Genomic DNA, 23,230 nt, shown 5'->3' with positions numbered 1-23,230 from the left:
GCTGCAACTTATTCCACGTACAGTGTGCATCTATGGCCGACAGGAATCCGGTAGTAAACACGGTCGTGAAGACCGGTTGACCGACGGAATCGGCCTAGGTGTGCTGACCGGGCTGGTGCACCGAGATCTCGTCGATGAGGTGCCCGCCGAGACCGGGCGCACCGAGGGTCGTCGCCGCCCGCTTCCGCCCCGGGTGGTGGTGTATTTCGTATAGTAGCCGGCCAGGACCTCGGTGATCGTGGCGTCCCACAGGGCCCGCTTCGAGGGCGCCCGCTTGACCCAAGCGTAGAACGTGCGCGGGGCGACCGGCACACCGTGCTCGGTCAGCACGCGGCAGATCGGAGCGACCCGAAGCGGTACCTGTTCTCGGCGATGAACGCGCAGACCGATCTGGTCAGCGGCGGTTGCGCGGATCGCTCTCCCGCACGAAGAAAGACATAGCCGCCTTGAGGATTTCGATGGTCTGCTCGAGCTCGGCGTTACGCCGCTTGAGTGCCCGGATCTCCGCGGCAGCCTCACTGGACATCCCTCACGCTGCCCGTCGTCGACCTGCACCGTCGCCGGTGGGACACTCGGGATGAACTGAGGATCGCGATCGTCACCTGGATCGAACGCACCTACCACCGCCGTCGACGCCAGACCGCTCTCAGGCGGTTGACCCCGATCGAATTCGAAGAAATCATGACCACACCGGCCAGTCAGGCCGCATGACTAACACTGTCACCTATCGGTGCAGCAGACCATTTTTTTAGCAGCCGCAGGTCGGCGCCGGCTTTGCGTGCAAGCGCAAGCATAGGTATGGCGCAGGTCGTGGACGCGGAGGCTCGGTCGCCCGAGAGTCGCAATCGAGGCCTTCCAGGCGACCGCGGCGCAATGCCTAGGTGTGTCAGTGCCTGGTGCTATCCATGGTGCAGTACGCCGAGATGGAGGTAGTTCATGGTGCAGAGCACGCCGGTAGAGATCGTCAGCGACGAGCTGGTGCTGGGTCCGGTGACGGTGAATTTTCAGCGGACGCTGCGAATCCCCGAGACGGGGTTGCATCCGCTGCCGCCGGGTCTGGGCCGGTTTCCGTTGCGGCGGGTCTCGGATTATCCCGACACGGCACCAGCCGAGTGGCTGGGTCGTGGCGGCGTCATGCTGCCGATCTACCAGCGCGAGGCCCTGTGGCTGTCGTTCCATGCTTCCGAACCCACTGCTCTGCAAGTTGGTGTGGGCAAAGTGTGCGCGGTCAGCGGCTTGCCCTGGATCGAACACCTTGTTGGTGATCCGCAGAATTACGTTGCGCTGCCCGATCAGCCTTGGCTGGAGGGTATCAACGCCGGTGACGGGTTCATCCGCCAGTTCGTCGCCGCGCCGCTGGGTTCGGGGGCCACCGTCGAAGGTCAGGTCACCGGGCAGGAGGCCCATGGCGGAGTGCAACTGCGCGCCGTCGGACTGACCGAGCAGGCGCTTGCGGAATGGCATGCGGCGCAGGCGTTGCGCACAGACATGGTCGGTGACGAAGCGTGCTGCGCGGACCTGATGGCCGCCGGCATGCTCCCGGCGCCCTCGGCGAGCATGGGGCTGGGGGCCGGCGGGCGGATGCGGCAGGAGGTGTACACCGATGATCGCTCGCTCGCTGACTACGACGAGAGCGGTGCCCGGCGGGTGTTCGTCCATTTGTGTTCGGCCGCGCGGTGGACTGCGATCACTGGTGAGTTGGCGCCGCCGACGCCGGTCGACCGGGACGCGTACGTAGACGCTGGGCTGCCGTGGTTCGATTATTACGACGCTGACGCGCAGGGCCTCGCGCCGTCCAAGATCTTGTCGAAGGTCGAGAGCGTCGGCAAAAAGCTTGGCACCGAAGAGGATCCGTTTGTGCCCGTCGACCCGAAGACGGTGGTCACCATCGGTGGGGTCAGCCCCGACGTGGTCACCGACGGGAAGTGGTAGCTCGTTCGGTCTGATCAGCCGAAAGTTCGCAGGCTGCGGGGCCGACAGTCAATCGAGCCTTCGTGGTCACCACGCAGGACCACGACTGTGACCTTTTCTGTTGGCGACATCTCGCCGCAATGCGCGCAGTAGGTCATTCTGGCAGTGGGTGTCGAGATCGCCGACGCCGACTATGGCATGACCGGGCTCGAAAGCGCCTGCTAGAGTCCACGACGCCGTCGAATCAGGGCGGGAAGTGAAGCGTTGTGCGCCTGCTCTGCCCGTGGGGCTGGGCATTCCTATGCGTCGCTGAGTGCCGCGGAACTAGTGAGCTTCAGGTTTCGGACCCGCACATGGACGGAAGTGGCGGACTCGTCGGAGTTAGTGTCGATCTCGCGGTCGAGGAAGGAGTACCCAGTCCCTCGTGGTCCCCTCGTGCCTATATACCTTGCCAACGCTGACAGTTCCGCACTCTTCGCAGCGGTGGGCTGGCCGCGTTTCGATAGCATAGGCGATCTGTGGGCGCGCGCGTCGCGTTTCGGGTGGGATTGCCTGCACTCGTTTTGCGTACGCCTGCAACGCCGCCGATAGTCTGCGAGCTTCGGAAGGCGCGAGTGTCTCGCCGAAGTCTTCGATTTTGCGGAGGACTTCCTCCACCTCCAGTGCAAACTCGTTCGCACGGACCGTCTCCACGACTTTCGGGTGCTCGACATGGTATAGCAGGCGACTATCCAGGAAGCGGAAGAATTTTGTGCCTAGTTTGTAGCAACCATCGTCGGTACGGCGATCGCGAAAGAGCTCGTATCCGTTGTCCAAAACAGCTACGCGATCGTCGTTGACGAACTCGACGCAGCGCAACCGAACCATCCCACCGGTCACCACTCCCGGGAGTGCGCCCCCGTCTTCTTCGAAGACGACGCACTCGACGCCCGGCTTGAGCCAGTCGAATGGTTGCTGAACCTGTTCGTCTGCCATTCCGCTGAAGAGCCTTTCAGTTTGGTTGTCGGAATCGATTGTCGACTATCTCTACGCTGCCGGCTCAGCACAGGTTGACCTTCTCGAAATACTCGGAGTGCCCGTTGACGCGATCGCTGACGTCGTGATCTTTGATGGCGGAGAACTCTGTAGTGAACCCGCGTAAACCGACAGCAACGCTCCCGGCCTGGGCGACTGCGTAGAGGATCTTCAATACCGCGTCGTTGGTCGAGTAGTAGTTGTGTACTGCGTCGATTACGGACTCGCTCAATGGGCGCCAGTCCTGCTTCTTTCCTTCTGCCGTGCCCAATAGGTGAACAGTCTCGATCGAGGGTGCCACCCTGCTCGTAGCGAGTGTCTCCGCGGCGGTGATCATTGCTCGGCCACCGAGGCTGTGTCCGACGAGAACGTACTTGTCGCATTGTGTGTGCGCCAGAATGCCAGCCAGAGCCACCCCAGTTCGGTCTGCACGGACAACGGCCGTGTGCCAAGGGTTCTTGGCAACGTCGGCGGCGAAAAGGGCCGGCGCGAGGGGCATTAATTTCTTCGCGGCGGCCTTGCCCGCTTGTGCCGCAACCATGGCACCGGCACCCGCCGCCTCCTTGACACCGATGTTCTTAGCGACAAATGCCGCCAGCGACGTTAGTTCCTTACTGCCCCAGTGCAACAGGTAGATTGGAGAGTCCGGATAGCGCCGGTCAACTAGTTGTACGGCTGTGTTCCAGTTCTGGTTGCTCTGGGTTAGGAATCCGCGGGCGATGATTACAGGCGTCCCACTGCCGTGTCGAAACCGTTCGATCCGGAACGATTTGTCTTCGCTGATGTAGGCGTTGGTGACGCTCACACCGAGGGCGGAACCGAGTGCCGCACCTGTCGCGGCGACGACAAACGTCCCGCCGACCATTCCAAACCCGCCGGCGGCGATAGCGCCACCACCTAGGAACGCAAGCCCGTAACTCGAGGCGGCCGCACCGCTGTAGCCGGCGAGGACTCCGATGGCGCCTCCGACCGCGGGCGCAGCAAGTACGCCCGCGGTTGCTGCCGCTCCCGCTAAAGCAGCACCCGCCAAGGCGAGGCGTGAGCCACGTGAGAGGTTGCGCTTCTCGAAGACGTGCAACGATTGGTAGTCGTTCAATGAATCGACCTTGCGTTGCGCCCGTTCGAAACTGGGTAGCTCGTGGCGGTGTTCTGCGCAGAACCGCGGAATGCGGATCGAACCAAACCCCCGCGTGGCCATGTGACTGCAGCGAGGCGCAGCGCACTTCAGTGTGGGTGACCCGCACGTCGTGCACATGTACGTGGCAACGCTAACGGCACCTTGATCGACCTTCTGGTGGTCAGTGAACGTGTAGCACCCCGAACACCAACCCTCCCTGCTGCCGGTCACCAGGCAATCAATGAGTGACGCCACTCCCTTGGCGGCCTTGGCGTGGACCTCGGCTTGCTTCTGGTGACTGGCTTTCTTTTCTTTCAGCAGGTACTTCCGCGCTTGCTTCTCATGTTTGGCATAGGCCCACGTGTTGTGGACAAGGGCCGGGTTGTGGCGCATCAGGGGATCGCCATATTTTTTGGGTTCGATCGTGTTCAAGTCTCCAGAGACCCTCAGGCGAAGGCCGCGTGGTGACCGAATCTCAGCGACCATCCCGAAGGGGGAATCCGTGTATTCGATCGTCGCCGACATGACAGACGTACTCCTGACCATTGCGGTGCCTGGGCAAGCCTAAGTGCGAACATCCGCGCGCACTACCGAGTCCGTACAAATTCGGGTCCTCCGGAATCAGAGTGCGTCTATCCATTCCTGGAGTTGGTCGGAGTGGATCAGTGACCGCAAGGTGAAGTGGCGAAGGTTCCGGAAGCCGAGGGTCACCCCACGCACGTGTTCGAGGCGCCCGTTGATCGCCTCGATGGGACCGTTGGACACACGGGTCTGCTATAGCATCGGTGGCTCTGGACTGGCTTGCGGGCCGGTGGGCCTGTTCGGGAGGGTCGCGGCCGGGAGCGACACGGGTGCAGGCGAGGACGTATATGACGGCTGGAACGGACCGGAACGTGCAAGACGCACTGAGCAGCCGAAACGGGACAGCTGTGGAATCGGGGTCGAGTCCGCCCCGGCGGCCGCACGCGTGTGATCGCACATCTGGTCCCGCACCGCTTCGGTGGCGCCGGGCGGGACAAGCGTCAGCCCGTTGCGTGTCGCATCGGTTGCCGTCCGCGTGCCGCGGAGAATGGTGGTGCCAGCTTTGATGACGTCGCGGGGAGGGGAACGCAGTGTCCCAAGAATATCCCGACGCCGCCGAAACGTAGCGGAGAGGTGAGGCGGTGCGGAACGCGAAAGCCCGCGGCGATGCGGCCCCGGCCAAGGGGACGTGCTCGACTCTCGATCATCACGAGGCGGGCCTGGTTCGGGCGTGGCACGCGGTGCCGCGGCACTAGGTGTCACCCGAGGACGGTGTTGGTCGAGTGTCCATGTGGCCGGTATCTGGCCAACGGGTCGGTTGGACTGGTCCAGTTGGGGGAGGTGAGTCCGGTCTGACCTGGTAGTTCCGAAATCACCTGGGGTTGTGTCCATTTCACACGCGAAAGGCCGCTGGTTCGATCCCAGCCGGGACCACCACAAAGTCGCAGGTCAGAGCGTTGTAACCAAGCTCATTTCCAGAATTGTCGCAACGATAGTGGTCTCTATCCGGCCAGATCCGGTCAGATCCTCCTCTCGAGTCTTCCTCGATCGTGGTCGTCGTGTGCATCGGCGGTGGGAACGGCCGGCTGGGGATGGGGGTGGGTCGGGGAGTCGTCGTGGTCATCGTGTATCGAACCTGGGTCGGTCTCAGCCGAATGAAAGATATTGCTGTTCAGTAGGATTCGCGGGTTCGGATCGGGCCGGCGGTGTGTAGGGAGCGATCCGATCGCCCGCGTCGACTGCGGCGTGAACCGCCGGGCGGGATTCGCGATGGGCGCGGTATCGCACCGGTACGGTGCGTCGGCGCGTGTGACCTTCCGCTCGTGAGATACACCGTCGGGCCGTGATGAAATGAATGGTTGCTCGACCTGCACCGCCACAACAAAAGCGGTGCACGTCGAAGTGGCCTCCCCCCAGTCCGTGGAGGCATCGCCGACGGCGAGCTCGAGATCACGAGCTGCTACACGCCCGACGACGCGCTCGGGCGCTGACCTGATGGCCGTCAACCTGTACACGGCCAAGCCGACCGTCCAGACGCGCCCTTCGTGCGGCCGTGTTGCCGTCCACGACCAAGTCGGTCGTCGTGATTGTCGCGCCGAGGCCTTGACTGCTGGTTCGACCCTGAGCAGCGCGATCGTCACCGGCACGCATAGGTACGTTGGATCCATGAGTGACAGGGTCGTGTTCAGCGGCGTGGTCTCGGCGGGTCTCGTATTCGAACTGTCCGACGACCGGCACAGGGCTACGGTCGCCACCCTGGGGCCGGCCACTGAACGCATCGTCAGCTTCGGTCCCGTCACCAAGCGGACGGCCCTGCGGTACGCGGTCGGTCGACCCGGCGAGTGCTCAAGCGTCTTCCGCGTATGGGCGAACAAGGGGAAGCTCGATGTCTACGCCTCGATCCGGACGTGGAAGGACTGGGCCAAGTTCTCATTCCATCAGAGCGGCCGATTCATCTTTCACCTGTCCTCTGTCGATCATCCGGGTGCCGAGTGGGTTGGGAGGCCCGACTCCGACAACAGGCGGATAGACGACTGGGACAGGCCGGAGCCGTTCGTGCCCGGGTGGACGCACTTGATCACGTTCATGGTCCCTACCGAGGACGTACGGCCGGCTGCGAACTCCGGGTAGGAGGACCACAGGAAGGTTCGGTGGGTCAGGAAGCCCGACCGCGTCGACACCGTGACCGAGTTCCGGGTGGCGATCGGTGACCCGGGGATGCCGTTGATTGACGCCGGGCGGGCCGAATACCTGCTCGACGCGGGGATTGTCGACGGCTTCGTGCTTGCCAGCGGGCGGTTGGTGCTCGTCACGATGCACGTCACGCACCTCGACGAGACCGGCCGTCGGCTCCTCGCGGATCTCCGGGATGAGTACGTGCGCAGGGCATCGCGTGCTGGATTCGACCTGTCAGAGGACCTCGGTCCTCGGTTCGCCGACCACACGATGCAACCTGACGGCCGCCATGCTCTCTGGGACATCGGACCAATTCAGGCGTGACCCGTCACATCGGCGGTGTATCACGTCCCGACAACGGATCGTCACTATGTCCCGGGACCGAGCAGATCGACGTTGCCGGAGGACGCCGCGGTGAGGGCTGTGCCGGTGCTCAGCCAATTGCCCGCTCGAGGCAGGCGGTCGCTGAGCACCGATCAGTTCCGTCTGCGCCAGAAAGAGTTCGGGGAGAATCACTCCGGCGCCAGAATCTGTCCGACCGCGCGTCCACCGAGCACGGTTCATGGGTCCCCCATAACAGGAACGCGGGCCCGGTGCGGCGATGGCAGTGCTGAGGACATGTAGTTCGTCGTTGCGCTGAGTTGATCGAGATTGCCGACGCGCAGCCCTGCAACGATATTCGCCAGCGGGATTCCGATCGCCTTGATCCGCACCTTCCGGTTTGTGGGAGCTGCCGGAACGGTAAGTTCCACCGTCGACGTTGTGGGATGCGTTGTCGCCAACGGATAGACGAGGTACGACGTGGGAAGCACGGTCCACCCGGTATAGCACTGCGCGTAGAGCAAGAGCTGGTAGATATCGGACTGGGAGATCTCCCATTCGTCGTAGCGTTTGTACTTCGCGTCGATCGCAGCCTGCTGGTTGCCATCTCGGACGACCAGATCAGGTGCGATTGATCGGCGCGACAAGCCATCGACGGTGATGAGCGAGGGATTTCGTTGTTGCGCACGCAGGTCCAACCCAGTTCCGTCGAAGACTCGGGCCATCAGCCATTCGACGAATCGCTCGAAGAGTGCGTTCATATTGATCAAAAATGACTCGATCTGGGGCCTATCCGATGGCGTAGTGTCGTCAACCCGACCGAGTCTCAACAGTGATCGGCACCACGTGTGCGCGACCCGGTAATGGGCGTTGCGGCGCCCATAGACGACCGGCGTCGTGAGGAGTTTGCGTACTGTCGGGATAGTCGGAGCGGTGACGGCCAGTTGAGCTTCCAGATCCGCTGCGCGGCGACGTATATGGGCATCGGTGGTGCCGCGCCGCGCGGCCCGCACTCCCGCCAGCAGGAGATGATTCTCGACGGTGTCGCGGTCAAACTCATCGAATGTGCATGCCAGGGACGTGAACTGGCCGTGGTATACCGTCGCCTGGCGATAGACGTCAAGCCGTCCACGAAGGAAGGGCAGGTCGGCAGAATGGTGGCGGTAGTCGCGGATCAGCCCCCGGACCACGACATCTTCGGTGTGTGTCACCACAAGTCGGCACAGCAGTTCGATCGCGTCCTCGGCGGGATTGTCCGAAAGGCCCCGGAAGTAGCGGGGAAGATCCTGCAGTGGACTGCCATCGGTGATGGCAAGCATGGTAAGTACACCCAGGTCGTTGCCGGCGAGTTTCGGTACGACACGAACACGTAACTCTGGAGTCAGGTTGACGCTACCCACCCACGATGATGACCGAATCTGTACGCGGTCGGTGGAGAGCCACCCGACTGACAGGCGATTTCCCAGCACGCTTGTCATGCGCTCCTGGCCCTCGACGGATATCGGCGCCAGGGAACAGGTCTCGGTGCAGTGTTCAGCGAGTTCGATCATTCTGTTGTCGACTGAACCTTGAGTCCGTAGTGGTCGGCCAGTGCCGCGACGAGGCGGGAGTCGTCATTCACGAGCGGTGTCAGGCGCGAGTTTGCGGCGTCGACGATGGCGCTGCCCAGGTAGTCGCGGAGTTGCCCGTAGTCGTCGTAGGCGATCTCCTGGAGTAGGGGGATGATGTCGGTGCGGACGATTTCACCGAAGGTTTGAGCGGACTCGATGGGTGTTCCATGGTCGAGGAAGTACGAGTGTCCGATCTGTCGCTCCCGACCGACGCTGTGCGTGATTTTCCTGTTCAGTTCTGCGAGGAACTGGTCGAGGGGCAGGTCGTCAATAGTCGTCTCGGACAATAGATCGGTGATGGGCATCAGTTCGATGAATCCGAACCGACGCCGGAGTGCGGCATCGAGGGAACGGATGCTCTGGTCGGCGGTGTTCATCGTGCCGAGGATTATGACGTTCGGAGGGATGGCAAGCCGGTCACCGCTGGTTGGCAGCGTGACCGACTGTCCGCGGCGGCTTTTTTCGACGACCGTCATCAGTTCGCCGAACACTCGCGGTACGTCGGCGCGGTTGATCTCGTCGATGATGATGACGTGGGGGTCGGGGGCATGTTTCGTGGCTTCTTGCGCAATGCGTTTCATAACGCCGTCGCGGAGTTCGAGCTTCAGTTCGGTTTCGCCGGATTTGGGTCGGAAACCTTCGATGAAGTCTTCGTAGGCATACGAGGCGTGGAACGTGATTTCCGTGAGGTGATTGTCGGAGGTGTTGGCGCCGAGAAGCCATGACGCGAAACCCTTGGCGGCACGGGTTTTCCCCGTGCCAGGCGGACCGTAGAAGATCAGTTGCCCTTTGCGGTCGAGCACCTTCTTCCAGGCGGCGTACCTTCGCTCGTCCTCGGGTGTGATCTCTGGGGGGAATGGAGGAGGTTCGGGGTGATGGTCGGGATCGAGGATCTGGTCGATCTTGGTCGAGGGGATCTTGGCGATCGTCGTTGTCGCCCAGAGCTTCACCGGCTCAGAAAGCTTGTGAGCCAGGCTCGTATCCCAGTCGACATTGATCGTGTGCTTGTACTCTGCGCGCTCGGGCCGCCACTGATAGCCGGTCGCAGTGACGGTGCCGACACCGAGGATCTCGGAGGTTCCGCGGTTGGCGACGATCTTGTCGCCCTCGCTGATCTCGACCATGCGCCAGAGCTCTTTCGCTTTGCGTGAGACGGCCGACTTGTTGCCCTTGTATTCGTAGGCCACGCCGAACGCTGCGGTGAAGTCGTCTTCGGTATCGAAGACCGACAGATCGCCGATTTCATCCCAGCCGACACAGATATAGCCGCCTGCCAGGCATTCCTCCCACAGCCGGCCCTTCTCGCCAGGAGCGATCTTCCAGTACTTCGGAGTGTGCGAGCCCGGCGGAGGGGACCACGAGTACAGAAGACCGATGAATTCGAGTGCATCACGCTCCGCCAATTGGGGTTTTCCACGGAGGTGTCGCAGGATACGGCGGTTGATGTCGATCGCATCGCCTGATGTGTCGAGGCCGAACTCGGTCGCGAAGTGAACCAGATGGTCGTAGCTGTAGATCGGCAAAACGTGGTCGGGGAAGTAGAGGAACAACGACTTGAGCCGGACGACCCGGGCTCCCCGCAGGATGTCGATTTCCGAGGTCGAGGTCCAGTCCTCGGCTCGTGCCCGGTCGAACATCTCGATGAAACCGGCTCGCAGGGCATCCCACGCCTCGTCCGCGCTGCCATAGCCGCTCGGATACGCCCATTCGCCCGTGTTGCGTCGGAAGATCACGTGTTTGTGTGCGCTACCACCGGCGATGCTGCCGAGGTCGGGGGTTCCCCACTCGAGAAAATACGAGTAGCTGTTCCGGTAATCGGGAGTGTTGAGTGCGTAGTCATCCAGTGTCAGGCTGGGCCAGCTGTCGAGCGGAAAGCGCGCCAGGAATGCGTTGCGCTGGTCGTCCTGCCGCGCGCGCAGATCCTCGGGGCGGCCTCCGAAACCCGCGTCGAACGCATCACTGAACTCCATGTCCGGCTCCTCGCGATGTTGACGCACTTCATGGCCGACACAGCCATGGTAGAGAGCGGACGCCCCCTTTCACCGGAGTTTCCTAACGGCTGGTCGGGCTGGCCTCCAGGGTCGATGAGGTCGCGACGTCCGAATAAGACTAGCTATTCGTTGCCGCTTTAAAGGGGTACTCGGTCCGGGATGGTCCACCCGGCCTTAGCAGGTTGGCGATCTCGTGCATGCGATGCTGACCCCTACTCGACGGGTCGAGCCCACGCGATCTGGGTTTCACGTCATTCGGCTACCGTGGGCGTGTCCGGTTCGGCGTCTGCTATCAAGGCTGTCGCAGCGGTCAATACTGACCGTGCGTTCTCTGTCAGGCGGATCAATCCCAGACGATCCAGTACTGCACGAAATAGCTCGTCCTCCGACTGCAGATCGTCACCTAATGACAAGTCGGAGAGGTGGTGACAAAGTTCAGCCGGAGGGACCAGATCGAGGCTACGCGGCCCCAATTCCCTTGGCGATACATCCGGTTGACTCGGCAGGCGGAATGTCCGGGGTTTCAAGCCACTCTCGTTCAATGGATTGTCCGAAGTGATATGGCCGTGGCGTTCTGCGATGGATATGGCGCGGTTGAGCAGTCGCGCTATCTCTTTCCCGACTCGATGGCCGCCGTAGGCATCCCGATACGCATTGTGTATCCGATGGCCGAGCACTGGCCCCTCGGCCGACACGATCTTGACGACGTTTGCTTCCATCTCTTCGAGGGACGACTGATTGACGGGCGGGAGGGGCTCTCCGAAGGAGACGTAGGGTCGCAGCACCGACCCGACAGTCGTTTCGAGGTTAGGCACAACACGTAGGTCGGCTTCCGGGACACGTTCAGCGGCCCGCGTGGGAACCTCGACAATGGTGTGTTGCCGGTCGATTTCATCGACCGCGTCTAGATCGTCGAGCAGTTCGTGTTCGACATTGCTTGACTTGGCAGAACGGTGTCGTCCGCCAGATGATGTCTCGATGTCCAGGTCGACATCAGGTGCATGATCGACGATCTCGGTCGAGTTTGCGTCGATGACGGAATTCAGTTCGCGGAGGGCATCTCCGGCATCGGCGACGTCAGCGATTGCTTCGTCGACGAGAAGCTCGTCGATTGCGCCGGCGATCTCATCGGGGACGTCCTCGTCGAAGCTCGGGTCGATCCAATCAGCGGTTCGTATGTCGAGCTCGTCGAGTGTGTCCCACAGCTTCTTCAGCGACGATGCCATGTCCGCGTAGAAGATGGATTCACGGATGCGGAAGAACTCCCATCCGCAGCGCTCGAGTTCTCGTTGTCGGGCCAGGTCGGCTTCGTAAACATCTGGCCCATGCCAGAAGTCGCCATCGCACTCGACTGCGAGCTTGCCTTTGGCTCCGATGATGACCAGGTCGATGTTGTAGCCGAGGGCGGGGTACTGAGCGTGGACTGTATATCCGCGGTCGATGATGCGGTTGTAGACGCGTTGCTCGAAAAGCGAATCGAACGGAGCAACGAGCACATCGTCAGGGACAACGCCGAGAGACGGGCCGTCATTCCGCGCCTGGTTAGCCACCCCGTAGCAATAGTCGAGCAGCTGATACCGCATGTCCTCCGTATTGCCGAGGTCCTCTCTCGCCATCGAGTGGTAGACCCACATCTGATCCTTGGCGCGCGACGCAGCGACGTTGAAGCGTTGCACATATTGCGTGGCGGTGAGTGCGGACAAGCGCCGCGTCTCGGATGGCGCCTTGACCATCGATAGGAACGTGATGTCGCGTTCGGACCCTTGGAAGTCGGGCGCATCGCCGCATCGCAACTCGCGCGCAGTCCACTCTTCCGGCGGAACCGCGTCGAGCAGCCTGTGTTCGATAAGCCTCGCTTGCTCCTTGCCCAGCAGTGAAATGACGCCGATGGTCTTGCCATCGTATTGTGGCTCCGCCAAGCACTTTCGGATCTGGTCGACGATGGCCTCCGCTTCGACCGGGTTCGTCTTGTTGTCGGTCTCGTACCCGTCTTCGAGGTGGACGACGCGGATCGGTTCCAATCGCTCGGCTCCGAACTGGCGCACAGGGACGAGTCTGATGCCTTCGGGTTCGTATGCGATGCGATTGGAGAATCCGATGATTTCGGGTACGCACCGCCGATGTTCGACAAGAGTGATGCGGCCACCGAATCGCATCGTTGCCTCGTCGAAGTAGCTGCGCTTCGGGTCGAGCCACGATGCGCGGTAGGGGTCGGTCGCGAGGTATTGGTTGGCGAGGTCGCGAAGCTGCTGTTGATCGACTCCCACCGCGGACGGGGACACCTGTTTGTCGTCGCCGATGACGACGATCTTCGGCGCGAGGTACTGCAGGAACGATGCCTCCAAGCCCGCCTGCGATGCTTCGTCCACGATGACGACGTCATACAAATTGGGTTGGACGCGAACTTGTTCGGCGATGCGGTAGATCGGCATGATCCAGACCGGAACCGATGGGCGGCATCGGTCCATCGCCTCGGTGATCTCGGCACGCTTCTTCGCTGCGTACTTACCCGTGCCCTTACCCAGGGATGCGACCAATTGGGCGTACTGGGTGAGATTCGCGCGCGCGCTTCCCGTCAGCCTGCCTGGTGCCACCGCATGTGCCCATGCCCGTTCGGCGGCAAGGTGTTCCACCTCATTGCGGATCTGGCGATCAATGTCGCTCAGCTTCGCCTTGAGAACGTTGACGTCCTCATCGTCCTGGGCAAGTATCCAACGGCTGGTCAGTTCCCAGCGCCAAGCTTTTTCGTAGCTGCCGAGTCGTTCGTCCCACTCGAATGCGCCAGGGTCGGCCACGATGGCGTCCGCGAGTCGTGGAGCGGACGCCATAAGCGCCGCGTGTATCCGCTCCCGGTTGGCAACGGTGTTGGCTACGCGGTGCAGGTGCTCGAGCCTTACTCGTGCGGCATTGAATCCGCTGAGGTCTCGCTCTGACATAGCGCGAACAAGTTCGGCCGTGATCGGCACCAGGTTGGGTCGCGGTCGGCGTTCGCACACCTCATCGACAAGCTGCTCGATCGGATGTGATGCTGCCGCCGCTTCGTCGGTGGCGGCCGCGGCCTCAACGAGGGTCGCATAGCGACGGATCTCTTCCAGGTCGTTCCAATTCGGAACAGGGAGTGAGTTTCTCGTGAACCACGCTCGTTCGACTTCGACTTGCTCGCCTAGAGCGAGGACCTTGTCGAGTTGTTCGACTTCGGTCCGATGCCACTGGACCCGCTCTCCGAAAGTGTCTTCGTGAGGAATCACGACCGACACCGGCCAGGCCTGATCCATCGCCGTGACGGTGCGACTCGCCTCAACCCAATCGATCACGGCTGCCAACTGGTCGGTCGTCGTGGCGGGCACACCGTTGACCTTGACGTCCCTGAAGAACCCGTCACTCTGCTTAACGGTCTTCGACGTGAACGCACCCACCTTCGGTGCACCGTCCGCCTGAACCTTGATTTTCCCGCCCGACTGCAAATACGCCAGAAGTGTTTTCGCGACTTGCTGCTGCACGCTGAAGTCGCCGGGGACGACAACGGTGGTCGTTGGTCCGAGCCTATCGAGAATCAGCGAGGCGCTATCCCCCAAGGCCTTGACCTGCTGAGATCGTGAGATCCAGGTCTGCTGCCGACCGCTGCGGACGTCGCTCAAAGCGTCGTTCATCCACGTTTCGTGCCGCTGCTCTAGCGATACCGCGCGCTCGGCAAGCGCAGAAACTCTTTCTCGCAATTCGTGCCGTAATGCGGGATCGAGGGATCGTACGAACTCGAACGACTCGTGCGACAGCAGGACACCGAACTGCTCCCTGGTCGAAACGGCTTGCTGCTCGCGAAGCACCATCGCTGTGAACGCGTCCGAAGTCGGTACGACGGCCTGGGATGGCAGCTGATCGACGGCTTCGGCTTCATGGTCGATCACGTCGCGATCGAGAAGGATGGCCCGCCATCGTTTGATCTCGTCGTCCGACACGGTGCTATCGCCGCCGCGCGGGTCGACGTCGAACTCTCGAATCCATTCGTACTGTGGCTCGTCCTGCAGGTTGCGGTACGCAATCGACGCGAGGGTGCCTTCGACCGGCCCGTCGGTACGCGTTTCGATCTCCATCTTCCGAACCTCGACCAGCCGCGCCTGGGTCTCGGCACGTTGGCGCCGCAACTGGTCGAGCTTCGCATGGTGCTGCTCGATCGCTCGCGCTGATTCGGCCGGTTCGAACTCGTCAGCGCGACGCGAGATGTTCTCCACCGCGGTACGCAGGTCCGCCATATCCGAACGGGATTGGCCGATTACCGACACCGCCAGCGACCGAATCTCACGCGGCAACTTGGCGCGGACTTCACGCAGGGCCCGGTCTGTATGCGCCGTGATCAGCACACGCTTGCCCTGTGCGAGAAGGTGTGAGACCAGCGCGGCAGCGGTGTGCGTCTTGCCGGTACCCGGGGGACCTTGCACCACCGTTTGAGCTGTCGCGTCAACGCGATCGATGACTCGGCGTTGCGCCTCGTTGACCGGTAGCGGAAGGAAGTCTTCCTCGTCGATGGTGACGACTGCGCCCGGCGTGTCGTTCGGCTGCGCCTCTGGTTGTTGGTCGGGGTCGATGAGCGGCAACACACCGGAGGGAACCTCGTTGCTCGCGAGGATCTGCGCCACGATCTGCTCGTAGATCTGAACAAGTCCGCGATTGGTGCGGCGGCGCAGGATGAACGCCGGCGCGAAAGCCCCGCGAGGGTCGGCGCCGGTCGGGGCCTTCAACACGTCGTCATAAGAAGCGTCAGGGTCGAGTCGGATGATCAGCCGCCGGCAGATGTCGCCGACGGCCGCCGCGTCGAGCACATGTGCCGAGTACTCACCGGCGGCCACTCTGATCTCATCTATCGCGGCGGGGGAGGAAACCAAGCTCGGATCCAGCATGTCGAGCTCGACAACGACGGACTGCGGTGACGGCACTTGGCGGACGGTAAGCGTCCCCGACGACTCGTCGAAGGCGACTGCGACCTGCGCCGTGGCGACGTGTCGTTGGACCTGCGCATGACCTTCAGGGCGCCAGGCGAGGCAGCCGACGCCCACGACGAGCTCGAACTCTTCACTATGGTCGGTCGACTTCAGATAGATCGCGAAGAGATCCTTGTACAGGTCTCGCGCTACCGCATCTTCGCGTTCGCGATCGGCCCATGCTTGCCAGGTCGGCAGCCATTCTTCGAACGCCTCCGACACACCGACGGCCTCACTGAGAAGGACACGCCGCCGGTCGCGTTCGTCGTCCGGCGATTCGTCGTTCACGTCCTGAGGCGCCGTCCACTTCTCCGGCTCGTCAGTGAAAATCGCCTCGCGCACAAACGGATGCTGGTCGATATCGTCAAACGGTCCGCTCACCCACTCGACCAGCCTTGCGGGCAGGTCAGGCGGGTCCAGCCGTGGGACGCGGTCGACCTCGACCAAGGGTTCCTCAGCCTCGAGATTCGCACTTCCGTGGCGACTCCGAACCGCGGGGTGGGTTGGCAACTTACTGAACCAGACCACCTCTTCGAAGCCTTCTACGGTGTGCACAGGCTTGACGAGGAGCTGCTGAGTGCGTCCGAGGAATGTGAACAGGTTTACGGCTTTGCGAACCAGACCGTCCTCGTCCGACTGCAGATCAACCAACTTCAACACTCCCATCAGCGACTGAACGGCCCCATTGGGTCGGGAGACTTCGTGAGCTGAGGACGCAACCGGCGGCTGGCCTCCGGTGGTCAGCGTAGTAGGCGGTCTCAAGCCCGCGGTGGGATGGAGCCGGAGTGCTCGTGGAGGCCGTCGGTGGTACTACCAGTCGACCCAGCGGGCGGCTGTAAGTTCGCCGTCCGCGAGGGTGCGCCAGGGGTGCGTAGTGTGATCAATTCACATGCGTGCCGAGTCGCCAAGACCGCCCACGACTGTAAGACGCGATGAGCCGCCGGTCGCGCAAACACCTAGTGACAATTCTCGTCAGCGTCGCTGACACGAACGGCCATGTCGTTGCTGATTCTTCCGTGCCCGAACACCCGGCAGCCGAGCCGCACAACGACTCGAAGAGTACGGCGCCGAGAGGATTGAAGGGGCGGCGCGTCAGGCGCGACCTCTTCAATTTACTGCTGGCTCGAACTAATTGCCGACTCCACCATACCTATCGAGCTGTCGATGACACCTAGCTGCGAGTCCACGATACCTATCGAGCTGTCGATGAGTCCTAGCTGCGAATCTAGCGAGCTCCAATTGGACTCCGACGATGAGTGATGGAGTTTCGCGTCCTCTTTGATGTCGTCCAGCAAGTCCGCGATGACCTTCAACTGATCCAGAAGTTCTCTAAACTGTGCGTCGTTCACCCGGTTGCCCTCCTACGCGGACTTTTGCCGCAGGATTGCGGCGAGGTCGACGGTACCGGCCGGGGTCGTTGCTTCGGCGGCGACCAGAAATCCAGCGTTGCCGCACGCTGGGTTGCAGATCTCGTCAGAAGGCTATGGAGGTTATGTCCTGTCGCCAAAATGTCCTCGACGCCGCCGCAACGCCGCGGCGAGGTGAAACCGGGCGGATCGCCCTGAGCCCGATCAGCTGGCCATTCCGGTACGCGGTGGAGCACCATGGAACAGCCGACATTGGCTGCACCTGGCAATGCGGGAGTCGGTGCGACCTTCGTCCCGAGAGAATGTCGGTGCGCATCCGTGCTGTCCGTGGTGACGGCGATGCGGTTCGGCATCGGCCAGGGCGAGGTGCTGGACGATCCAAATCATCACGAGGGGTTCCCGTTCGCCGTGGCACGCGGTGCCACGGCATCCAGTGTCACCCGATCACGGTGGTGGTCGAGTGTCCATCTGGCCAATATCTGGCCAACGGGTCGGACGTACCGGTCCAGTTGGTCCAACTGGAGGAGGCGAGTCCGGTCTGACCTGGTACTTCCGAAATCACTTGGGGTTGTGTCCATTTCACACGCGGAAGGTCGCTGGTTCGATCCCAGCCGGGACCACCACAAAACCGCTGGTCAGGGCGTTGTAACCAAGATCATTTCCAGAGTTGTCAGTCAATAGTGGTCTCTATTTGGCCAGATCCGGACAGATCTTCCAGGCGAGTCTTCGTCGATCGCGGTCGTCGTGTGAATCGATGGCGGGAACGGCCGGCTGGGCACGGGTGTGGGTCGGGGTGTCGTCCTGGTCGTCGCGTATCGAACCGGGACCGTCTCGGTCGAGTGAAATAGCCTTCCGTTCAGTATGATTGCGGGTTCGGGTCTTTATTGGCGGTGTGCGGTGTGAAGCGATCGCGCGTTGGCGGCCGTGGCGTGGGCACGCGGTGCGTCGACCGGTGTGACCTTCCGCTCGCGTGGCGGAAGGTCACGAACATCTGGCCGGAGTCCCGATTCGAATCAAGGTGCAGGTCAGCGACCGAATCGGAATGGCCGCTGGACTCGGCCACCAATTCCGTCGCCGATGACGTTCCGCCTGGTGACTCCGCTGGCACCCAAGGTCGTGGCACCGAGTGCCGTTCGCGATGCGCCGAGCCAACGGCGGCCGAGAGGATCTAGGGCGGTGCCACTCCGAGCGTCTGTACGACCAGTTCAAATCTTCGAGTATGTCGATACGACAGAAGCTTTCGCGCATTTCTTCCATGGCGTGCATACGGGTGACGGCGATCCTACTCGCGCTGAGGCCGTCGAAGCGGCGATTCTGAAAGGCGCTGTGTCCCTGTTAATATCGCGCCATCTTCTGCTACGGAAGGAGCGCCGCTGCGGCGGGACGCTCGGAGGCAGCGCAGAAACCCTCAACGTTCTCGGGGGAGCCCAACCCGTGGTGATTGGGTCGGTTGTGAGGAGGGTTTCTGATCGTCCGTTGATCGTCTTTGCGGAGCGGATTCCATGGACTATCACGTTGCCATCACCGGTGCAGTCGATCTGTCTTCGCCACGTGTGCCTTCAGTTTCGTCAATGCCCGGTGCTGCGCAACTCGCACCGCGCCCGCTGTGCTGCCCGTCATTGCCGCTGTTTCCTCCGCCGACAACCCCATGACCAGGCGCATGATCAAGATTTCCCGGTGCTTCTGCGGGAGCGTCTCGAGCAGTGCGGTCACTTCCCGGGACGCTTCGTACTCCAGCATGCGCTGTTCGGGCCCGTAGTCATCGGTCACGACATCGGGTACATCGGCCATGGCCTCGGCTTTGTTGCGCGAGGCATTCCGGTGCGCATCTGCAACTTTGTGCGACGCAATGCCGTAGACGAAAGCCATGAACGGCCGGCCCTTATCCCGATACCGCGGCAGCGCGGTCATCACCGCGAGACACACTTCCTGCGCCACATCGTCGGCGGACGTGTTGCCCCGTGCATGGACGCCGACGCGCGTGCGGCAATACCGGACGATCAGCGGCCGGACCATTTCGAGCACCCGGCCGAGCGCGCCCCGATCGCCCTGGGCGGCTGCCGCCACGGCTGCCTCCAAGTCGTCTACAGCGGTCGGCTTTCCTCGAACAGGACTCTGGTGACGTCGGCTGGACTGTGCCGTGCGGGCTGAGTTAGTGATGACTTCGGCGGCCGTTGTCACCGTGGGGCTCATCGGTTTACGGATATCAGATGTGACTGCTTGCACACCGTCGACGATGGGGTCTTGCTCTGTGTCTGTGATCACGCCTGCACGCCGCTGGACCATGGCAGCGCGGTCTGCTGAGACACGCGAGCGTAGTGCCTGCACGGCCGGTCGATTCAGGGACGACCATGCCATCAGTTCCTCAAGCTGATCTTTCATCTGCTCTTCCCGATCGCTGTGTGTCATTCGGCCGCCCTCCCTTCGCTCTCAGATGTGCAACCCATGGTCGCTTGTGCTTCAACTTCGCCCATCGTCCCTCGATCGTCTTGGACGCGAGCCCTCCGAGCATCTCGCCGATCTCCCCATACGTGTAGCCCACTGCCACCCACCACAGCAGGCACCGCTCGTCTTCGGTCAGGTCGGCGAGTTCTCGTCGGACGTATTCCTGGTCGTACATACGACCGGCGAAATCGATCTCGAACCGACTCTCCGGAAAATGCGAGCCACCTCCGGAGCGTTGGGCGGGAAGTTCCTCCCCTGCTAGTCCTGTCGGTGTGGATAGGCCGTCGAGATCCCCACGGCGCTGAAGTTTGCGGAACTCGTTGACGAACTCTTGTACGCACCGGTTGACGAAGTAGACCCGCAGCGCGGCGCCGCCGTCCGCGCGCCATCCTTTCCCTTCCATCGCGGCGGCGCGGAACTTTCTCAGCGCAGCGATCACGGCTTCGTTCACGAGATCGTCGGCCACATCACCGGTGACACGTGCCCGCTGAGCATCGGTCGCCCGTAGCGGCATGCCCTTCTCCCTCGCAATGGCGTAGACGTTGCGGGATCCCACCCACCCGTCCATCACGGCGATGCCGTACCCGACGATCCCCTCGACGATGAAGTCCCACGCCGGTCCCACGAAGCCCGCTTTACGTGCGATGTCGAATAAAGCGCCATCGGCGTCCGAAGCACCATCGTCCGAGGCGCTATCGGGGCCGCCCGCCGTAGACCGGTCCACCCCGGTCGGAAGTTCTTCCGCGAGACGCCGATAACGCGGATCGAGCGCGGCGTCTCCTCGCCGCAACTTGTCGGTGAGTGAAAGATCCTGCTCGTCGGGGACGACCGGGACCTCGAACGACGGCCGGCGCGGGTCGTCCCCGCCATCGTCGCCGTCGTCGCCGAACGTCATTCCACCTCCTCGGATCCCCTTCGAGTCGTTATAGGCACCTCACACCGATAACCCCTGAGCTCAGGCGGCGGCGGTCCGCCGTGACGGGGAACTGTGTGCAATTGAACGCCGATGACACCGTTCGTGAAGGCGCAAGCGACAGACATGGGGATGCCGCGGCATCCCATGGCGCTAACGTTGTTGGCGGATTGGCGCTGGCCCTGATGGGTGCCGGATGGGTGATCGCCCGGGCGAGTGGGTTGCTGTCATGTTGGCGGGCATGCTCGCGTGATGTCACTGCTTACTCAATCCGGCGAGACGCGCCAGATGACGCCCGTTGACGTTGGCCTCGAACACGCAGTCTGCGCGCTGCCGATGGGGCCGGCGGCGAGTGCCCACGTTCATGGCTACGGAGCATGTTGCAGGGCCGTACACGATGCAGTGCATGTACCCAACTGCCCCCGGTGCTTACTGCACGGCACGGCCTCGGCCTCGGCGGCACGGGCAGCCGTCAGGGCCGAGCCTCCTGCAATCATTAGGGCTACAACAACTCCGACGATCGAAGTCCACATGTGCTTGGTCCACTTCGGAAATTGGCTGGCATTGATGGTCTCGCTGACTGGCCGGTCAGATATTTTATCCAGCACGCCGCCAGAAAGCAGGGCACACCGAACCGAATTTCCACATCGCTGCACTACGCCCACCAACACCACGGCTGCGGGGCGCGGCGTGGACGTCGGGCTTGGAGCGCGGCGATAGTCTCCGGAGATGCCGTCACTGAATCCCAACCTCGTCGGAAGGGTGTTCCCGCCGACGACGTACCTCGTTGGCCGCGAGAAGATACGCGAGTTCGCCCGCGCGGTCCGTTCGACGAACCCGCTTCACCACGACGTCGAGGCATCTCGGCCCGCCGGCTTCGCCGACGTCGTCGCACCCACGACTTTCACCACCGTCGTGCAGTGGCCATCAATTATTCAGGTCGTCGAGACGCCCGACACCGGGCTCGACCTCCACCGCGTCGTTCACGGGGCCGAGAAGATCGAGTACCGCCGCACGATCGTCGCCGGTGACGACCTGAGCACCACGTTCACGATCACCGACGTCGCGGAGCGTGCCGGCAACGCGATTCTGTCCAACCGCGCTGCTCGAAATGGTGACGTAGTCAGCCAATTGGTCCCCGACCTCTGATGCGCCATGAATCAGAACCACGTCTCGGCTCATTCGTTCTCCTTGTCTGGGGACACGGCAGGTGAAGGATATCTCGATTCGGACTGACGAGAGCTCACCAGGATCGAAGGTCGCCAGACTGACGCCGACCCAGGTCGGTGGCGTAGAGCCGGAGTCTCGATCGGCGCGGTATCTCTGGGTGCGGTACGTCGGCGCGGTGTGACCTTCCGCTGGCGAGATGCACCGTCGGGCTCGACCACGACAGTCACCATCGGCCGACCAGCGCGATCAGCCGACTCGCCCCGTCGAGCACCTACGTGTTCCCGACCTGGCCGGGTCTAACAGCGGTCTGCTGCACGAGCGGGCCACCCAGAACACTTACAGGCGATTCATTGCTACGGAACCGGGATCGGTTCGAGCGGGTTGCCCGGGGTGATCGAGGAACAGTTCTGCGGTGCTGGCAGGTCGGCGAAGCGCTGCTGGATCCAGGCGATCGAATGCGTCAGCCAGGGCACCAAACTCGCGATGTGGCCGAGCAGATCGTACTGCTCGTAGTGGACCTTGGTGCCCTTCGCGCAGTAGTTGCGGGCCAGCGTGCGCACATCGCCGGCAATCATCACCCCGTCGCCGGCTCCGATGCCCGCCTTGTCGCCCGGCGTGCCCTCAGCCACACCGAAGGCGCCCTGGCCGATGAACAACGGGATGCTCGGCGTACCACCCGTGCCCATGATCAGCTTGTTGGCCGCCTCGACGTAGAGCGGAAGGCTCTCGGGAGTCGGGTACGCAGGGATGATCAGCTTCTGCCAGGTCAGACCCTTGTAGCGGCCCAGGACGTCGACGATCGAGGCGCTCTGCATCTCGTTGAAGACCGCCACACCGGTCGCAGTGAGGTAGGGCGTGAAATCGATCTCGAACGCGCGCGCGATACCGACGAGCGCCATCGGCAACACGCCACCCCAAAACCAGGTTCCCTCGACGTAGTGCAAGTTGTGCGCCGGATCGACCAACACTCCGCCCATCGCCGCGCCGATCATGCGCGCGTTGACCTCGGGTGCATACGTCGCGGCGAGTTCGGCGGCCCACTCGGTGGCGATCGCACCGCCGGAGTAGCCGAGCATCGCAATCCGTGCGCCGTCGGGGAGCCCCACGGTCGAGGACGGTGAAAAGGCGGCGCGGATCGAGTCGAGGGTGTTCATGCCGTACTCGGGCCCTGCGGCGAAGTCGGCCCGCTGGCCCTCGGTGTCGGGGACGATCACCGTGTACCCCTCGGCGAGGAACGGACCGAAAACCGTCAACTCCACGTTGGGAACGAGTCCACCCAGGGTGACGCCACCCGAGATCGCATACGACGGCTCGTCTTCGTGGTTCAGCGAGTCGTAGGCGGACTGGTAGGAGATCACCTTTGGGTTCGCACCCTGGTCGGGTGGCTGAATGACCGAGGTGACGTTGACGGTGGGATTGCCGGTCTGGCTGGTCGACCGGTACAGCAGCTGGGTGGCCTTGAGCCATGTCGGGACACCGAATGCGCGGTAGGGAAAGCTGCGAGTCTTGAACACCGTTCCCGGCCCGATCCCCGCCAGGCTACCGCTGTACCGGTAGAAGGGATCGTCTTTCGGCCGCGGCACGGCTATGCCCGGCTCGCGACCGGGGTCGTGATGCCAATCTGTTGGTCGCAGTGATTCAGTCATCGCTCCCCTTTAGTCGGCCGCCTGGGGTGGCGCTGGCGTCGCTGAGCCGGGA

At 62.6% G+C, this 23,230-nt stretch carries 13 protein-coding genes and 5 pseudogenes; 7 read left to right on the top strand and 11 right to left on the bottom strand.

The genetic code is table 11. The features are described from left to right. Nucleotides 1-28 precede the first annotated feature (28 nt). A pseudogene (locus OG921_RS04480) lies at nucleotides 29-208 on the top strand (transposase domain-containing protein); the annotation flags it as partial. Nucleotides 209-210: 2 nt separating this feature from the next. On the opposite strand, the pseudogene OG921_RS04475 reads toward OG921_RS04480, so the two are convergent. Then, nucleotides 211-552 (bottom strand): annotated as a pseudogene (locus OG921_RS04475) (IS3 family transposase); the annotation flags it as partial. Here OG921_RS04475 and OG921_RS04470 point away from each other — a divergent pair. Together OG921_RS04470 and OG921_RS04465 are read left to right on the top strand one after the other, a co-directional pair. Next, nucleotides 541-711: pseudogene (locus OG921_RS04470) on the top strand (IS3 family transposase); the annotation flags it as partial. The pseudogenes OG921_RS04475 and OG921_RS04470 sit on opposite strands and share 12 nt — an antisense overlap. Before the next feature lie 225 nt (nucleotides 712-936). After that, nucleotides 937-1,932: a hypothetical protein gene (locus tag OG921_RS04465; protein ID WP_266111179.1), complete on the top strand. Its 996-nt coding sequence runs from the start codon at nucleotides 937-939 to the stop codon at nucleotides 1,930-1,932. Between the two features lie 360 nt (nucleotides 1,933-2,292). On the opposite strand, the gene OG921_RS04460 is transcribed toward OG921_RS04465, so the two are convergent. From OG921_RS04460 to OG921_RS04450, 3 genes and pseudogenes are all read right to left on the bottom strand, one after another. Further along, a complete protein-coding gene (locus OG921_RS04460; RefSeq protein WP_266111178.1) occupies nucleotides 2,293-2,886 on the bottom strand; it encodes a hypothetical protein in 594 nt (197 codons plus the stop codon). Nucleotides 2,887-2,950: 64 nt separating this feature from the next. Continuing rightward, nucleotides 2,951-4,567, bottom strand: a complete 1,617-nt coding sequence (locus tag OG921_RS04455; protein WP_266111177.1) for a DUF726 domain-containing protein — start codon at nucleotides 4,565-4,567, stop codon at nucleotides 2,951-2,953. 96 nt (nucleotides 4,568-4,663) lie between these two features. Next, a pseudogene (locus OG921_RS04450) lies at nucleotides 4,664-4,804 on the bottom strand (transposase); the annotation flags it as partial. A gap of 1,425 nt (nucleotides 4,805-6,229) precedes the next feature. Here OG921_RS04450 and OG921_RS04445 point away from each other — a divergent pair. Then, nucleotides 6,230-6,694, top strand: a complete 465-nt coding sequence (locus OG921_RS04445; protein WP_266111176.1) for a hypothetical protein — start codon at nucleotides 6,230-6,232, stop codon at nucleotides 6,692-6,694. 66 nt (nucleotides 6,695-6,760) lie between these two features. Continuing rightward, nucleotides 6,761-7,063, top strand: a complete 303-nt coding sequence (locus OG921_RS04440; protein WP_266111175.1) for a hypothetical protein — start codon at nucleotides 6,761-6,763, stop codon at nucleotides 7,061-7,063. Nucleotides 7,064-7,299: 236 nt separating this feature from the next. On the opposite strand, the gene OG921_RS04435 is transcribed toward OG921_RS04440, so the two are convergent. The 4 genes and pseudogenes from OG921_RS04435 to OG921_RS04420 all read right to left on the bottom strand — a co-directional run. Beyond that, entirely contained in the window at nucleotides 7,300-8,610 is a 1,311-nt protein-coding gene (locus OG921_RS04435; RefSeq protein ID WP_266111174.1) for an McrC family protein, read from the bottom strand. After that, complete coding sequence (locus OG921_RS04430; protein WP_266111173.1) at nucleotides 8,607-10,220, bottom strand: AAA family ATPase; 1,614 nt, start codon at nucleotides 10,218-10,220, stop codon at nucleotides 8,607-8,609. Before OG921_RS04430 ends, OG921_RS04435 begins: the two co-directional genes overlap by 4 nt. 692 nt (nucleotides 10,221-10,912) lie before the next feature. Beyond that, nucleotides 10,913-16,297 (bottom strand): AAA domain-containing protein, encoded by a 5,385-nt coding sequence (locus OG921_RS04425; protein WP_266111611.1) that lies wholly within the window; start codon nucleotides 16,295-16,297, stop codon nucleotides 10,913-10,915. Nucleotides 16,298-16,355: 58 nt separating this feature from the next. Beyond that, nucleotides 16,356-16,504: pseudogene (locus OG921_RS04420) on the bottom strand (IS3 family transposase); the annotation flags it as partial. A gap of 392 nt (nucleotides 16,505-16,896) precedes the next feature. On the opposite strand from OG921_RS04420, the gene OG921_RS04415 reads away from it, so the two are divergent. Next, nucleotides 16,897-17,202 carry a hypothetical protein gene (locus tag OG921_RS04415; protein WP_266111172.1) on the top strand — a complete coding sequence of 102 codons (306 nt, stop codon included), beginning with the start codon at nucleotides 16,897-16,899 and terminating at the stop codon, nucleotides 17,200-17,202. Nucleotides 17,203-18,525: 1,323 nt separating this feature from the next. Here OG921_RS04415 and OG921_RS04410 read toward each other — a convergent pair. Together OG921_RS04410 and OG921_RS04405 are read right to left on the bottom strand one after the other, a co-directional pair. Then, nucleotides 18,526-19,083, bottom strand: coding sequence for a sigma-70 family RNA polymerase sigma factor (locus OG921_RS04410; protein ID WP_266111610.1), 558 nt, complete (start codon nucleotides 19,081-19,083; stop codon nucleotides 18,526-18,528). Between the two features lie 286 nt (nucleotides 19,084-19,369). Then, nucleotides 19,370-20,344, bottom strand: coding sequence for an RNA polymerase sigma factor (locus tag OG921_RS04405; protein WP_266111171.1), 975 nt, complete (start codon nucleotides 20,342-20,344; stop codon nucleotides 19,370-19,372). A gap of 747 nt (nucleotides 20,345-21,091) precedes the next feature. Here OG921_RS04405 and OG921_RS04400 point away from each other — a divergent pair. Next, on the top strand, nucleotides 21,092-21,511 hold the full coding sequence (locus OG921_RS04400; RefSeq protein WP_266111170.1) for a MaoC family dehydratase N-terminal domain-containing protein: 420 nt from the start codon (nucleotides 21,092-21,094) through the stop codon (nucleotides 21,509-21,511). Between the two features lie 374 nt (nucleotides 21,512-21,885). Here OG921_RS04400 and OG921_RS04395 read toward each other — a convergent pair whose 3' ends face one another. Beyond that, nucleotides 21,886-23,178 carry a lipase family protein gene (locus OG921_RS04395; RefSeq protein WP_266111169.1) on the bottom strand — a complete coding sequence of 431 codons (1,293 nt, stop codon included), beginning with the start codon at nucleotides 23,176-23,178 and terminating at the stop codon, nucleotides 21,886-21,888. Nucleotides 23,179-23,230 lie beyond the last annotated feature (52 nt).

Origin of the sequence: Aldersonia sp. NBC_00410, from assembly GCF_026342035.1 — a bacterium.
Lineage (GTDB): Bacteria > Actinomycetota > Actinomycetes > Mycobacteriales > Mycobacteriaceae > Aldersonia.
Note: the sequence above shows the minus strand (reverse complement) of the source record. Positions and strands in the feature narration are given on the sequence as shown.

Excerpts from the sequence above, each read along its gene's own strand:
- OG921_RS04460 (WP_266111178.1), bottom strand. The coding sequence starts at position 2,886 with ATGGCAGACGAACAGGTTCAGCAACCATTCGACTGGCTCAAGCCGGGC.
- OG921_RS04405 (WP_266111171.1), bottom strand. The coding sequence starts at position 20,344 with ATGACGTTCGGCGACGACGGCGACGATGGCGGGGACGACCCGCGCCGG.
- OG921_RS04445 (WP_266111176.1), top strand. The coding sequence starts at position 6,230 with ATGAGTGACAGGGTCGTGTTCAGCGGCGTGGTCTCGGCGGGTCTCGTA.
- OG921_RS04455 (WP_266111177.1), bottom strand. The coding sequence starts at position 4,567 with ATGTCGGCGACGATCGAATACACGGATTCCCCCTTCGGGATGGTCGCT.
- OG921_RS04415 (WP_266111172.1), top strand. The coding sequence starts at position 16,897 with ATGGAGTTTCGCGTCCTCTTTGATGTCGTCCAGCAAGTCCGCGATGAC.
- OG921_RS04465 (WP_266111179.1), top strand. The coding sequence starts at position 937 with ATGGTGCAGAGCACGCCGGTAGAGATCGTCAGCGACGAGCTGGTGCTG.
- OG921_RS04400 (WP_266111170.1), top strand. The coding sequence starts at position 21,092 with ATGCCGTCACTGAATCCCAACCTCGTCGGAAGGGTGTTCCCGCCGACG.
- OG921_RS04395 (WP_266111169.1), bottom strand. The coding sequence starts at position 23,178 with ATGACTGAATCACTGCGACCAACAGATTGGCATCACGACCCCGGTCGC.
- OG921_RS04435 (WP_266111174.1), bottom strand. The coding sequence starts at position 8,610 with ATGATCGAACTCGCTGAACACTGCACCGAGACCTGTTCCCTGGCGCCG.